Source organism: Rhodopirellula sp. MGV (assembly GCF_002251265.1).
GTDB lineage: Bacteria > Planctomycetota > Planctomycetia > Pirellulales > Pirellulaceae > Stieleria > Stieleria baltica_A.
Genome location: NZ_NPDI01000007.1, coordinates 1 through 14,271, shown reverse-complemented (window position 1 = coordinate 14,271; position 14,271 = coordinate 1). Strand labels below are relative to the sequence as shown.

At 54.3% G+C, this 14,271-nt stretch carries 7 protein-coding genes and 1 tRNA gene; all 8 read left to right on the top strand.

What is annotated here, in order from left to right:
* The first annotated feature begins 78 nt into the window (after window positions 1-78).
* The 8 genes from CGZ80_RS03590 (at window position 79) to CGZ80_RS03545 (ending at window position 13,839) form a co-directional block, all read left to right on the top strand.
* A complete protein-coding gene (locus CGZ80_RS03590; protein ID WP_143543722.1) occupies window positions 79-1,461 on the top strand; it encodes a type II secretion system protein in 1,383 nt (460 codons plus the stop codon).
* A gap of 194 nt (window positions 1,462-1,655) precedes the next feature.
* Window positions 1,656-1,729 (top strand) — tRNA-Arg (locus tag CGZ80_RS03585).
* Between the two features lie 581 nt (window positions 1,730-2,310).
* The gene (locus tag CGZ80_RS03575; protein WP_094411442.1) at window positions 2,311-4,362 is read left to right on the top strand and encodes a TIR domain-containing protein; all 2,052 of its coding nucleotides are present in this window, start codon (window positions 2,311-2,313) and stop codon (window positions 4,360-4,362) included.
* Window positions 4,363-4,367: 5 nt separating this feature from the next.
* Window positions 4,368-5,354 (top strand): AAA family ATPase, encoded by a 987-nt coding sequence (locus tag CGZ80_RS03570; protein ID WP_198953624.1) that lies wholly within the window; start codon window positions 4,368-4,370, stop codon window positions 5,352-5,354.
* A complete protein-coding gene (locus CGZ80_RS28215) occupies window positions 5,351-8,896 on the top strand; it encodes a formylglycine-generating enzyme family protein (protein WP_094411440.1) in 3,546 nt (1,181 codons plus the stop codon). Before CGZ80_RS03570 ends, CGZ80_RS28215 begins: the two co-directional genes overlap by 4 nt.
* Before the next feature lie 354 nt (window positions 8,897-9,250).
* The gene (locus tag CGZ80_RS03555; protein ID WP_094411436.1) at window positions 9,251-10,081 is read left to right on the top strand and encodes a formylglycine-generating enzyme family protein; all 831 of its coding nucleotides are present in this window, start codon (window positions 9,251-9,253) and stop codon (window positions 10,079-10,081) included.
* A gap of 293 nt (window positions 10,082-10,374) precedes the next feature.
* Window positions 10,375-11,361, top strand: a complete 987-nt coding sequence (locus CGZ80_RS03550; RefSeq protein ID WP_094411434.1) for an AAA family ATPase — start codon at window positions 10,375-10,377, stop codon at window positions 11,359-11,361.
* A gap of 27 nt (window positions 11,362-11,388) precedes the next feature.
* Window positions 11,389-13,839 carry a S8 family peptidase gene (locus CGZ80_RS03545; RefSeq protein WP_233148208.1) on the top strand — a complete coding sequence of 817 codons (2,451 nt, stop codon included), beginning with the start codon at window positions 11,389-11,391 and terminating at the stop codon, window positions 13,837-13,839.
* The last annotated feature ends 432 nt before the right edge of the window (window positions 13,840-14,271 follow it).

Below are 14,271 nucleotides of genomic sequence, written 5' to 3'. Positions count from 1 at the left end.
TCCCGATCAAGCCGATGCTGGGAATCGAACGACTCAACCCCCAACGTTCACGTTTAACGATCGACCGTTGAAGACTTGGTGAAGAACACCACATCTGACTTTACTCGATCGCACCGCCCGGTACCTTCGCGAATTCTTTACTTGCGAACACATCAATGGTTGCGATTCGTGATGGCACGCTACCGAGCTCGGCATGGTTTTACATTGATCGAACTGTTGGTCGTGGTGGCCATCATCGCGATTCTCGCGTCGCTATTGCTCTCTTCATTGACCAAAGCCCGCGAAGCTGCACGGAGCCGTCATTGCACTGCCAATCTGCGGAACATCGGGATAGCGTTGTTGGTCTTCGCCGATCGCGCGTCGGACGACGCATTGACGACCGGCGCGTTCGACTTCAAACGTTCCGGGTGCGTCGATACATGGGGCTGGGTCGCCGATGGGATCTCGACCGGCCAGATGAGCCAGGACAACATTCTTTGTCCGAGCAGTCCATCGCCGGGCAGTGAGAAAATCCTTGAGCTTTATGGCCTGGAGACGAACGACGGACGCAGCGACCTAACCGGTGACCTACAACGTCGCTGGGACGACGGTGTTTGCGGCGATTGCGAATTTCGCAACACACCTGGCCCAGACACTTGTAACGACGGTTTCGCGAGCACCGCTGAACTGTCTGCTGCGAGATTAGAGTTGGTGTCGCGAGCGTTCCTGGCGCGAGGCTTCAACAACAATTACGCGACAAGCTGGTTGCTGGTCAACACGATGCCCCGTGTTCGCGTTGACGCGGGTGGCGTGTTGCGGACGGCTGGTGAAGTCGCGGCGGAAGGCTTGAAGGGCCTACGCGAGACAATGGGGCCTTTGACATTGCCTTACTTGGAACTGACACCGCACCCGTCGAGCACGATCGCGTTGATGGGTGATGCGGGGCCGGGCGATATCGATGAAGCGATGTCACCGGTTGATTTTCAGTATGGCCCTGACGGCGTGTTTGCCGCAGGCGACAGCGACCGGCGGACTCTGATTTCCAAAGGCAGCTTGCTGAGCGAGTCGATCAACGACGGGCCGGCGTACTATCGATCGAGTGACAAGAAGATGAAGTTGATCGGTTCGGCGAACTCTCGGCTGTTCAAGCAATGGCAGTGTGATTCGGAGTTGGTCGAATGCCGTCCTCCGACTGGCGGCAGTGGCAACCAGTTCTACTTGCAGTCCACGTTGTCTTGGTTCACGCTGCACGGCGGTGGGAACGGGTGGGCGAACTTTTTGTTCGCCGACGGGTCTGTACGTCAGGTCCATGACCTCAACGGCGATCACTACCTCAACCCCGGCTTTGGAATCCCGGACACGTTGACCGACGAGCAATATGACCGGCTGGGGTATCGCAGTGACGAGCGTGAACTGCATCCGACGCAATTCTTCAACGGCGTGTTTCTGGTTCCCGAGTTGATTCGCGGCGATTTCCAGTAGCGACCCGCAAAAACACGGGGAAAATACCTCGGTTTGCAACACCGTGCCGATGACCTACAATTGCGTCCGCTGTCGCCTCAACCTCCGCGAGAGAAGCGTCTCAGGATCTGCGCGATCAGCCCTCCGGGCACCTAGGCAAGCCCCACGTCCCAGCGACACAAAAGTCGACCGGGACCACTTCTAACGAAACAAGAGCGCCCATAGCTCAGCTGGATAGAGCATCGGACTTCTAATCCGACGGTCGGAGGTTCGAATCCTCCTGGGCGTGCTGTAGAATAACACTGCAATTTACCGGCCGGAACGCCCATCGGCGTTACCACCTGTTTGGTGTGCGGCCCCGTTTCAAATCTGAATCTGTACCGAAAAACTCGTGGTGCTCTAAGAGTGTCGCCTTTCGCTCCGCGAAAGTAGCGTTCCCTCCCGCGGTCTGTCGATCAAGTTCGATTTCCCGCTTTGGCGTCCGGTCGCGATTGAACCAAAGCTGAAACGTCAACCTTCGCCGTCCGAGTTGCGGCAAGCAAAAAGTGATGCGGAAACTGATGACAAGGTTCTTGAGGTGCTTGCAGGGAAAAACGACTGGATGTCGGTCTGACGATTTCGTCGGATGGGCGGTTTGGAATAAGTTGAGCGGAAATAGGATCGGTTCAAAGACGAGTAACCCGTCTACTGGTGTAGTAGTGAGCCTTGCCTTAATCTTGTTGAGTGATTGCCCGGGTTTGTAAGCTGAACGGCTGACGCTTTGCTGGGACAACAGGGCACACCGCTTTTTTAGATTGATTCAACGAATCAACTATTGATCTTATCGTCGACGACGCATTTGCCCGCAGGCAGGGTACGGAGTAGCTGAACTTGACAGACAGACAAGGTCCAAAGCACATTCGCGTCTTTATCGCTTCTCCGGGTGATCTTGACGAAGAACGCATCGTTTTCCGTGAAGTTTGCGAAAAGCTCAACAATGGCTTTGGAGACGGTATTGGTGTCGAATTTATAGCTGATGGTTGGGAGAATGTGCCCTCACAGGTCGGCCGCCGAAACCAATCCGTGATCAATGAAAAGGTTGATCAATGTGATGTCTTTTTTCTCGTAATTCACCGGCGTTGGGGGCAGGACTCTTCCGACTCTGAATACACTTCGTATACAGAAGAAGAGTTGCACCGCGCTCTGAATCGACGGAATGAAAAGGGCCGTCCAGAGATCTACGTATTTTTCAAAAACGTTGATCCGGGGCAGTTGGACGATCCTGGGCCGCAACTTCAAAAAGTCCTTGCATTTCGTAATGAACTAGAAGCGACTCGGAAAGCGTTGTATCGCACCTTTTCGGATTCGACCGAGTTTGAAAATGAAGTCGATTACCATCTGCGTGACGTTGCAAGGCGTGTTGTTTCGACGCGGGAGAATATGCCGCAAATTTCAGCGGGTGAGCGCGCCCAAGTACCCGATGGTAAGCCAATCGAGGTACCTGCAGCGCAATTGGAGGAACCGAGGCAGAAGGAGTCGTCGATCACGAAGAATAAGCTCCGCGTCTTTCTTTCCTACTCGCACCGAGACCTGAAAGAACTCAATCGTTTGAAGGTCCATCTAGCAAACTATAAACACAATGATGTGATCGAGATTTGGCATGACCGACAAATCAAGGCTGGCAGCGAGTGGGAGGCTGAAATCCTGCAGGAGCTTGAAAAAGCAGATATCATCCTGCTGCTCGTCAGTCCAGACTTCATTGCCTCGGATTTTTGTCGACTAACTGAAACCAAACATGCACTGCAGCGTCACCAAAAAGGCGCTGCACTCGTGATTCCAATCTCGCTGAAGTTAGTAGCGGAATTTCCGCAAGAAATCTCAGGTTTGCAACGTGTGCCTGGCGGTGATAAACCAATTACCAAATACCGGACGCATGCCGATGGATATGTCAAAGCTGTCCAGTTGATCATGGAAGCTGTCGAATCATTCGCCGAAAAGCAATCAGTCGTGCGTTTTGCGAGTGACTCGGGAATCGACGGTCGCGCTAGACATAGAAGAGCAATTGAAGTAGCGGCAGATGAATTCTGCGATCTGATCAACTCAGACATCTCGCCTATGATCCGAGATCAGATTGTCAATGCTTTGGATCTTCGTGGTTCAAGTCCCGAATCGCTAAGAGATGAGTCCATCTCGCTTTTTGGCGGGAATACGCCTCGCCCGTCCTTCTACTGCGATGCAATGTCTGATCTTTCTGGGCTTGCCATAAATCCGCAGACTCAGAGCCACGATGCTAAAGTAATTGAAAAAGTGCAGTGGCTACTTACCCGGCGTCTATTTCCTCAACGTGTGCTCACTGAGCTTCTGGACAGGATGAAATCAAAGAATTCTGCTGTCATTGGCGCGGTTGCTAACCATATCGGTGCTGAGGTTGCTGCTAAGGGGGTTCACGGCCTAGAACCAGAATTTATTCGTTCGAATGAATCTGGAGCCAATGGGGTCGCTGGCCACGGCTTGTTGAAGTTCGTCTCGGCTCCGCTTGGCAAACCTTCGCCGGAAGAAGACTTGATTCAGATTCTTAGAGAACTGGCAAGTCAAATAGATCTCGACCTTGATCAACCACAAGGGATTGACGACACGCCAGAAGCGAAGATTGGATACTGGGCACGTCGAATTAACCGAAAGGTTCGTAGCATGGCGCGCGAATGGTGGAAGGCGACTGGACCACTGCCCGACACTAGCCCATTGCCAGGCGCGATTTTCTACTGCGTGATTCCGCAACTTCGCAAAGAAAAGCACGAGAAGATACATTCGCTGCTGCAGATGGTACGCGAGCACGCTCCTGCATTGCTTTTCTTCGAGCTGAACCCGCTTGCCGATTTTCGGGATGACGAGGACACAGCCCTTGAATTTGTCTGTCGCCACTTTAATCGTGGAACGGAGTAAGTTTGTTGAATAATCGCCGACCCACTTTATCTCCAGACGACTTTGAGCGGCTGGACAGTGATGAACCGATCGTCCTGAAAACCAGCCAAGGTGTTCCAGAGCAGGTTCACGTATTTGATGATCCCAGAAACCTCAGTCGCTTGGCCGTGAAAGCAGCGCTCGCTTCGGGCCGCCCGTTGCTGGTTCGGGGAGATCCAGGCGTAGGCAAGACCCAGCTTGCGGCTGCAGTCGCAATCGCACTTCAGCGACCGCTGGTTCCCTATGTGGTTGACGCCCGTAGTGAATCACGCGATTTGCTGTGGCAGTTCGATACGGTGCGGCGATTGGCTGAAGCGCAGATCTGTGGCGTGCTTCGGACGGACCGGGATGAAGTGGAGGAGCGATTGCGTGTCAGCCGGTTTATCGAACCGGGGCCCTTGTGGTGGGGATTCGATTGGAAAGGCGCGAAGGAGCATTGCGAACTCAACGGATTGGAAATCCCCAGTGTCCCTGTCGGAACCGATCCGAAACACGGTCGCGTCGTGCTGATCGACGAGATCGATAAGGCCGACATTGACTTGCCAAACGGGCTTCTCGAAGCGTTGGGCTCGGGGCGATTCCGTCCGCAAGGCTGCCCCGACGTTGTGATGAGTGACCCGGCTCCGCTAGTCATCGTTACGACTAACGAAGAGCGAGTCTTACCGGATGCGTTTGTTCGACGCTGTCTGGTTCTGCACTTGGAGTTGCCGGAGAAAGACTCTGAACTTATCGAACTGCTGGTGAAGCGGGGCGAGCGGCATTTCAAAGACGCATCCGAAACACTGCTGACGAAAGCTGCGCAAATGCTCGTCGCTGATCGACGCGTTTCCCCTCGCCCGCGGCCAGGACAGGCCGAGTACTTTGATCTTGTGCGGGCGATCTTGAACCTCGTTAGGGAAGGCGAAGACGAGGTCGAACTACTTAGCCGCCTGAAGAACTTTGCGTTTAAGAAAAACTCTGGAGCCGGGGCATGAAACGGCCTGTCGCCAGCCGAGCGGACCTGGTTCGAGTATTGACCGGCGCCCCAGATGTTTGCGGATTTGTTGCGGAGCAGTTGGGGCTTGAATGTCAGCCAACGACGCCGAATCTCCCCGAGCCTGAACGAGAGTTTGAGTTCTTGCATGAGATTGCGACAAGTGAGAAAACGCAGCCACTGCCGCGTGATATTCAGCCACGTCCAAGCGTTTCATTTTGGCAGGCGATTCAATTTGTAGACCGTAGCAAGGCACCTTTGGCTCAGGCTCCCGAAATTTTCGAGAAGGAATCCGATGTTGAATCCCCTACACTTCCGGTCGTTGTCGAACCGTTCACTCCGTTGGCAAGCTTCACGGAGATCTTCACTCGCTTGAGGCATCAGGCGGCGTTAGAGCGTCCAGGACATCAAATCGATCTTGAGCGACTCGTTTCCGATCTTAGTCAGGCACGTGATCTGGTTGAGGTTCCGCGTCTCAATCGACGAATCTGGGGAGATAATCTGCATGTTGTCATCGACCTATCCCGCCGATTGATTCCTTACCGCGAAGATCAGCGAGAGGTCGCTCGACAACTGAAGCGATTGCTTCCCAGTAGCGGCGCAAGCATCAGTATCTTGCGTCACAATCACCAAGTGCCATTGATCCAGTGGCCTGACGAACAAGAAGGGCTGCCGCTGGATCCGGTACCGGGGGACACCATACTCGCGCTCAGCGATCTGGGAATTCTTGATCAAATTTCGAATGCGGCAGAGAAAACTTGGGAATGCCTGGGGCAAAGCTGGTTGGATCAGCGGTGTTCAACAATCGCTCTTTTGCCTTGTCGTTTGGATCGTCTTCCGAAACGTATGGCTGATCTTTGGTCGCCGGTGCAATGGGATAGGTTCAGTTCAGATGGCTCCGAACCGACCGAAGAAGAATCGCTCGGTGCACGGGAACGCTTGCTTTCTTTGCTCTCTCAGGCGATTCGGATTGAGCCACAGCTTGTTAGGGTAGTCCGACGGTTGTTCGCCGAGGGGAAGCGCGACCCAGGGCTTGAGTCTCTGGTTTGGCAGGTGTTTTCGGCTGAAAACGCAGATCATTGTTCCGCGGCGACATTCTCGCATACTCAGGCGGACCAAATTCAACACGACCTCGCCAGTGATGATTTGGCTCGACAAGCTTGGCGAGTGATTCATGCATTTCATCAAGCCGAATACGAAGGTGTACGGTTCGCAGAATCTGCGAATTTACAACCGGAAGCTTGGCAGTGGTTAAGTCGCGCCGAACGTCATCAGACGCGTGAATGGTTCGAATCACTTTGGAAAGAGTTACAGGCGACGGGTAAAACTGAAGATGAACGTGCGGAGTTCTTCATCCGTGTTTCGTCCCGATTGTCTGAAGACGCATTTAAAAAACTACCCACATTACACAAGCTGCAACACCGACTCTGTCCTAATGATGAACCGCCGAGAGGCTACGATCCCGGACTTGCTGGTGCGGAAGTCGAAGGCCAAATAACGCAAACCATTCAGGTTTCGCAGGTTGCTGGGGAATTAGAATATCGGCGCCGTGGAGATTTTCCTCAGCGGAGCTCTCCGCTGGCGACGATTCGATTGAAGAATCCGGAGATCGTTATTGATTCGTTTGACGATTTGCAGGACGCCGGTCTTGAAGATGGATTCTGGTTGGATGGGTCGGCTCCGCAGTGGGCAGATCGGTGGGGACGTGACGAAGTCGGACCTTGGGTGGAGTTTGTCGTCGGTGATGCGCGGCAGCGGATGCGATGGATACCGCCCGGCGAGTTTTTGATGGGTTCACTTAAGAAGCCCGAAAGCGAGGGATATCCAGAGACGCCGCAGCAACCGGTAACGATCAGCCATGGATTCTGGTTGTTTGACACGTCTTGCACACAGGCATTGTGGGAAGCGGTGATGGGAGAGAATCCCAGTCATTTCAAAGGATCTGAACGGCCGGTCGAGAACGTGAGTTGGGATGATTGCCAGGAGTTCCACAAACGGGTTGAGGATCGGTGCCCAGGGCTGGCGTTGACGCTGCCAACCGAAGCCGAGTGGGAATACGCCTGCCGGGCCGGAACCAAAGCTGACACCTACGCGGGTGATGGTTCGCTAGATGAGGTCGCTTGGAATTCTGAGAGTGCTGGAAGGGAGACACATCCGGTCGGAAAGTTACGTCCGAATGCATTTGGTCTGCATGACATGCTTGGAAATGTGTGGGAGTGGTGTAGGGATCAGGTCGGTCGCAAATATGTTCTGCAGCGCACCAGCGACCCGTTCCATGAGACTGGCCAGCCGTCAGCGTACCGGGTTGTCCGTGGTGGTAGCTGGTGCCACTCCGCGCTGTACGTGCGGGCGGCGTCCCGTTCTGGCTACCACCCTGCGGTTCGTGGCAACTACTTGGGCTTCCGCTGCTCCAGTTCAGGAAGTGAGCCAAGTCTGGCAGGCCGGAGGCCGAGGTCAGTAGTCGCGGAGCGATCGGATCGCGGTCGGAGCCGTCGCGGAGCAGGCGGAGACAGCGAGCCAGAGAGCGAAGATCGGTTGGTTCGCATCAAAGACCGTGACGCGGAATACGCGCCGGTGCCACAGGGGCCGGTCGTCCGATTGCGTACCGATCTGGAAGAAGTCTTTCTCTGCCGGACTTTGCGCCCACACTGGGCCACTCGGATGGGACGCGACGCGTATGGGCTTTGGAGCGAATTCGCCGTACCTCGTCAAGGCCTAGGTGACGTTATACAGCGGTTGCGTTGGATCCCACCGGGCCGATTTCTGATGGGATCACCCGATTCGGAGAAAGGACGCTTTAAATCTGAAGGTCCGCAGCATGAAGCGATTGTTGCGGAAGGGTTTTGGCTATTTGACACTCCCTGCACGCAAGCTTTGTGGGATGCGGTCATGGGCGAGAATCCAAGCAAGTTCAGAGGTGAGCGACGTCCGGTGGAACAAGTGGATTGGAACCAGGCAATCGCGTTTACGTCAAAGCTGAGCGAGGTCGTTGGCTTATCTTTGCAGCTGCCTTCCGAAGTCGATTGGGAATATGCCTGCCGGGCGGGTAGCGCGGCAGCAACATACGCAGGGGATTTTGACCCTGACGATCATGCCACGCAGGAAGAGCTGCAAAAAATCGCGTGGTACAATGTCAACGCTCCAGATGGTACTCATGACGTGGGCACATTGCGTTGCAATGCATGGGGACTGTACGACATGCTAGGCAACGTATTGGAATGGTGTAGGGATACTTGGAGTAGTGGGTACGATCACGCACGTCCAGCTTACGACGCTTCGTCGGCGGGCCGGGTTGTCCGTGGTGGTTGCTGGCGCGACTCCGCGCAGTTCGTGCGGGCGGCGTACCGTGATGGCGACCACCCTTGGCCTCGTATCGACATCTTGGGCTTCCGCTGCTCCAGTTCAGGCGGTGAGCATGGTTTAGGGACTAATGCGGAGCGTAGCGGTCGGAGGCCGAAAGCGGAGCCGGCCGGAGACGGCGTAGCGGTGAGCCCAGAACCGCTGTTCAAACGCTTGTTGAACAGATTGACTGGCAATAATTAGTGATACAGTGGGCGTACGATGCGGTTCCAGTTCTTTCGCGTGGCAGTTCACTCATCAGACCCAGATGATCTGAATCGATTCATTGCCGCGCATCGCGTGACCTCAATTGATCGGCAGTTTGTTTCAGATGGTGCCAACAGTTTTTGGGCAATCTGTGTCATTTACGAGTCCGGCGATCCGCGAAAAATATCTGCTGGTTTCTGCTTGAACGGTTTCGTGTCCCGTCCGGCCGAGTTTCTTTGTGAAGCTCGTTGGCAAATAGTAAATGGCCTCCGGTGTGTCAGTAGCATTCTGCAGATGCGGTTGCGAAAGCTCAGCAGACAGCCGAACTTTCCGCTTACGACTCAGTGGTAAATGAAGATGCCGGCGCTCGGACCATCGACGCTCAATCATCCGTTAGCTGATGGGATTGCTCCCGGGTGGGCATCCGCGTGGGGCGAGGACGAATTTGGGCCCTGGGTTGAGATTCATGTTGGTGATGCAAAACAAAGTCTGCGGTGGATTCCGCCAGGGACATTCTTGATGGGATCGCCTGAAGCGGAAAAAGAAAGGCAGTCTGATGAAGGCCCGCAGCAACCAGTAACGTTCAGTCGCGGTTTTTGGCTGTTCGATACACCATGTACCCAGGCAATGTGGACAGCGGTGATGGGCGAGAACCCAAGCCGTTTTAAAGGGGATCTCCGCCCAGTCGAGAATGTGAGCTGGGATGACTGCCAAGAGTTCATCAAGTCCCTCAATGCAATGCTTCCAGCCTTGGAATTGGCTCTCCCAACCGAAGCCGAATGGGAGTATGCATGCCGGGGGATGTCTCAGACTTCGACGTACATCGGGGACTTGGTGATCGATGGTAATGGTCATGCAAAAGGGCTCGAAGAAATTGCGTGGTACCACGCAAACTCGGATGGTGAGACACATCCTGTTGGGAATCTGCGGCCAAGCAAATTCGGCCTATACGACATGCTGGGCAATGTCTGGGAGTGGTGTCGTGACAATCCCTTTCGGGAATACACACGAGAACACATTGCCGATCCGTTGCACGAAGTTGGCAAATCGTCAGCGGACCGGGCTGTCCGTGGTTGTAGTTGGCTCAATTCCGCGCAGTCGGTGCGGGCGGCGTACCGTCTTGGCTACCACCCTGGGTTTCGTTCCTACCGCTTGGGATTCCGCTGCTCCAGTTCCGGGTAGTGAGCCCGGACCGGAGGAAGGAATCGGAGCGAAGCGGTCGTAGCCGTCGCGGAGCAGGCGGAGACAGCGCAGCGAAGCAGACCCATCGACCAAGCTGGTATTGCGGATCGTATCGGGGAATCCGCATCTTAAACTCGGGGTCGTTCAAACTGGTGGTATCGCCGACCTTTCAGACAGTTGAACCTCCATTCGCGTTCCCCCGCCTCGAATGGACATTATGACGCATCCGTTTGGTATTCATTGTGGATACAATTCGGGAGTGGTTGTCTAATGCCGTAAATTTCAGTGTTCTCGTGGCTACAGCTCAGCAAATCAAGTCGTTGGTACGCAGCTTCACCGCTGGTGACGATGAGCATTTCATCACCGTTGCCCTGCAAATTGCTGCGCACTCGGCAAAGAAAGGAAACGGAAAACTCGCTCAAGAGTTGCGAGATCTGGTCGATGAAATAAAGCGTCGACGAGAGGTGGATGCCCAGTTTCGCCCGGTACCTATTGCTCGCACATCCGGTGAATTGGCCGGACTGATCGCAACGAGTTATCCCAAGACGCGATTTTCGGAAATGGTTTTGTCGACGGAGGCACAGTCCCCCCTTCGACGCGTCATTCATGAGTATCGACATCAGGACAAACTGAGGGGACACGGGCTATCGGCGCGTCGGAAGTTGCTGTTGATCGGTCCGCCGGGATGCGGAAAGACAATGACCGCGTCTGCACTCGCTGGCGAACTGCATCTGCCCTTGTTCTCAATTCAGCTTCACGGATTGATCTCAAAGTTTATGGGAGAGACGTCCGCCAAATTGCATACGCTCTTTGAGGCAATGAACGAAACTCGGGGCGTCTATTTTTTCGACGAGTTCGATGCGATTGGAGCTGATCGCGGCATCGGCAACGATGTGGGAGAGGTCCGCCGAGTGCTGAACTCGTTCTTACAATTTTTAGAACAGGATAACTCCGACAGCTTGGTTCTGGCGGCAACTAATTTTGTCGGCATGCTCGACAGCGCACTCTTTCGCAGATTCGACGATGTCATCCGATATACGTTGCCATCCGGTAAAGAAGCCGAATTGCTAATTCGAAATCGCTTACACGCCTTTCTCCCCACTCGCGTAGGGTGGAGGAGGGTACAATCCGCCGCCAACGGGCTGAGTCACGCCGAAATTGCTAGGGCATGTGATGATGCCGCGAAGCAATGTGTGATTGAGGACCATGAAAAGGTTTCTTCTGCGCAACTCGCTGGCTATTTGAGCGAACGCCAGGCTGCTCGATCACACGAAGACTGACATTCACCGTGATCAATCAACCTAAAGATGGCAGACCTACCACACCTTTTCCCTCGCGCAACCGAGGTTAGAGAGGACTACATTTTTCCGCGTCCGGTACGTGGAGCGAGTTTTGATGTGCCTCCGCGCGATCGAATTCCGCATGCGGAAATGCTACTTGAGCAATTGGAAGCCGCGGAAAGCGAAATCGACGCTGATCGTGAAGCGGCTAAGACAGAAAAAGCGGCTGGGAAGTCGATCGAGTTTTCCAGTGAACCTGGCTTTGAACTACGCCTTGCAAGTTTGGAGCTTCGGCAGAATGGGATTGAGCTGCGCTCTGTACGCAAAGACGAAACCGGCGTAACGCATGCAACGGTTTTTGTACCGGATGGCAAGATGAAAGTCTTTGTTCGGAGGATTGAGCAGTACGCGCACGAAGATTCAACAAAGGGGAAAACACCACGACCGCGACACCAGGATTTCGTCGAGACGATCAGCTACATCCGGCGGGCGACTTTGCAGTCGTATTGGTCTGATGTGGGTGAGTTCCCCACTGACACCAGCTCTTTGCGATGGTGGGAACTATGGCTGAGTGATGTTGCAGACAAAAACGTCTTCGATCGTTTCAAAGCAGATGCTGAAGCTGCCGGATTGACGGTAGCTGCCGATCACCTGCGTTTTCCAGAACGAACCGTGACGCTGGTCCGAGCGACAATTGATCGCTTGGCAAGTGTGACGAACTTGTTCGATTATCTTGCCGAAGTCCGTTTGGCTAAATTGCTGGCCGGTGAATTCTTGGAACTCCCACTTTCGGGTCAAGCAGAGTACATCCATGATGCGCTGACGCGGATTTCGTTTCCGGAATCAAATGCCCCAGCAGTCTGTCATCTTGATACCGGAATCAACCGCGATCATCCATTGTTGGCAGGCGCCATTGACTCAACGCATGTTTTGACCGTCAATCCAAACTGGTCGCCCGCAGACCGGACTGGACACGGGACAGAGATGGCTGGGATTGCACTTTACGGATGTTTGACAGAGGTTTTAAACCGCAGGGATTTGGTTTCTCTCTCCCATCGACTGGAGTCTGTCAAGATCTTAGGGAAAGGGGCCACGACGGACCCTGCACTTTGGGGAGCATTGACTCAGCAGGCTGCAAGTCGAATTGAGATCGCTGCGCCGAATGTGTGGCAACGTGCGTTTTGTCTGACCGTCACGGCTGAATCGCGTGACGGAGGGCTTCCTTCGTCGTGGTCCGCTGCGATTGACCAGTCCGCTGCCGCAATGGACGAAGATTCGAGGAATCGTTTGTTTTTTGTCGCGGCTGGGAATTTGGACCTGGACGCTCGCAAAAGCTACCCAGGCCAAAATTTGCAAGAAGGAATCGAGGATCCAGGGCAAAGCTGGAATGCGATCACCGTCGGTGGATACACGGGGAAAGCTTCGATCAGACAGAAAGCGATGGATCATTGGACCTGTCTCGCAGCTCCTGGATCGTTGAGTCCTTCAAGTCGCACTTCTTGTGGTTGGAGCGACAAGAGCTGGCCGATTAAACCGGACATCGTCATGGAAGCCGGGAACATGGCCCGGAATCCAGCGAATGGCGATCCCGATTATGTCGACGACTTGTCGCTCCTCACAACGCGCGTCGATGCAAGTGGGAGTTTGCTCACATTCACCTGTGACACGAGTGCCGCAACGGCGTTGGCATCTCGGTTCGCGGCGCGTCTTTGGTCGGAATACCCCAGCCTTTGGACTGAAACCATTCGTGCTCTGATGGTTCATTCTGCTGAATGGACAGACGCGATGCTGGAGTTCAATTCAGGTGGGGCCAAGGAATCGTTGCTACGATGTTTTGGATACGGGGTGCCACGGTTCGAGTCGGCCTCTCGAAGTGTTAAAAACTCAGCAACACTGATCATCGAATCTGAATTGCAGCCATACATCAAGACACCCACCAGAGTGAAGACGCATGATATGCATTTCCATCGATTGCCGTGGCCAACGGCGGTGCTTCGCGACCTAGGCGAGAAAAACGTGCGTATGCGAGTTACTCTTTCTTATTTTATCGAACCGAGTCCTGGGAGGCGGGGTTGGACGAACAAGCATCGGTACCAATCTCACGGACTTCGTTTCGAGGTGAAACGCCCTACTGACCTCGATGAAGATTTCAAAAAGCGAGTGACCGCAGCGGCTCGAGAAGAAGACGAGAGCTACAAGAAGGAGCAAGACGACAGAAACTGGCAGCTTGGCCGGAACCTTCGCTGCAAAGGCTCGATCCATCGTGACATATGGATCGGAATTGGTGCCGATCTCGCCGAGGCGAACATGATCGCAGTCGTACCGGTGACCGGATGGTGGAAAGAACGGCCGCATCTTAAATCACACAGCAATAAAACAAACTACTCACTTGTGGTTACGATTGAGACTGACGAAGCAGAAGTCGATCTGTACACGCCAATCGCGCAGGCCATTGCGATTGCGAACCCTTCCAGCTGATAACAAGGCCGTCAATTGACGTTGAGCGTTGCGGTTTGAAGGAATGCGGAACCAGCCTTTGTTGCAACTTCTGACGCCGCGAAAGTGGGTTGAATTGATTGGGAATTACGAGATTGATCTCTCAACCCAACCCGGATCAAGAGGTCGATCAGAAGCCCAGTACGACGAGTTGCGTCCCCAGCGGTCTGGTGTGCAGTCCGGTTCAGATTTATCGGAGACCGATGAACCGTGGCGTGCCATTCTAGCAAAGCAATGAAGCCTGATCTCGGGCATCGGACCGGACCTTTGGTCCTCAGTGGTTGATGGATCGGATGGGGTTCCCAGCCCGTTGGGCTGGGCTAGGCAATTGGCTGGACCTTCGGCCCAAGTTGTGCGGCGTGGTTTGGTTGATTGGGAGTCGAGTCAGCCGACGTTGGCGATGTTTGGAGACGA

Coding starts and splice junctions, on each gene's coding strand:
- CGZ80_RS03555 (WP_094411436.1), top strand. CDS start 9,251: ATGAAGATGCCGGCGCTCGGACCATCGACGCTCAATCATCCGTTAGCT.
- CGZ80_RS03545 (WP_233148208.1), top strand. CDS start 11,389: ATGGCAGACCTACCACACCTTTTCCCTCGCGCAACCGAGGTTAGAGAG.
- CGZ80_RS28215 (WP_094411440.1), top strand. CDS start 5,351: ATGAAACGGCCTGTCGCCAGCCGAGCGGACCTGGTTCGAGTATTGACC.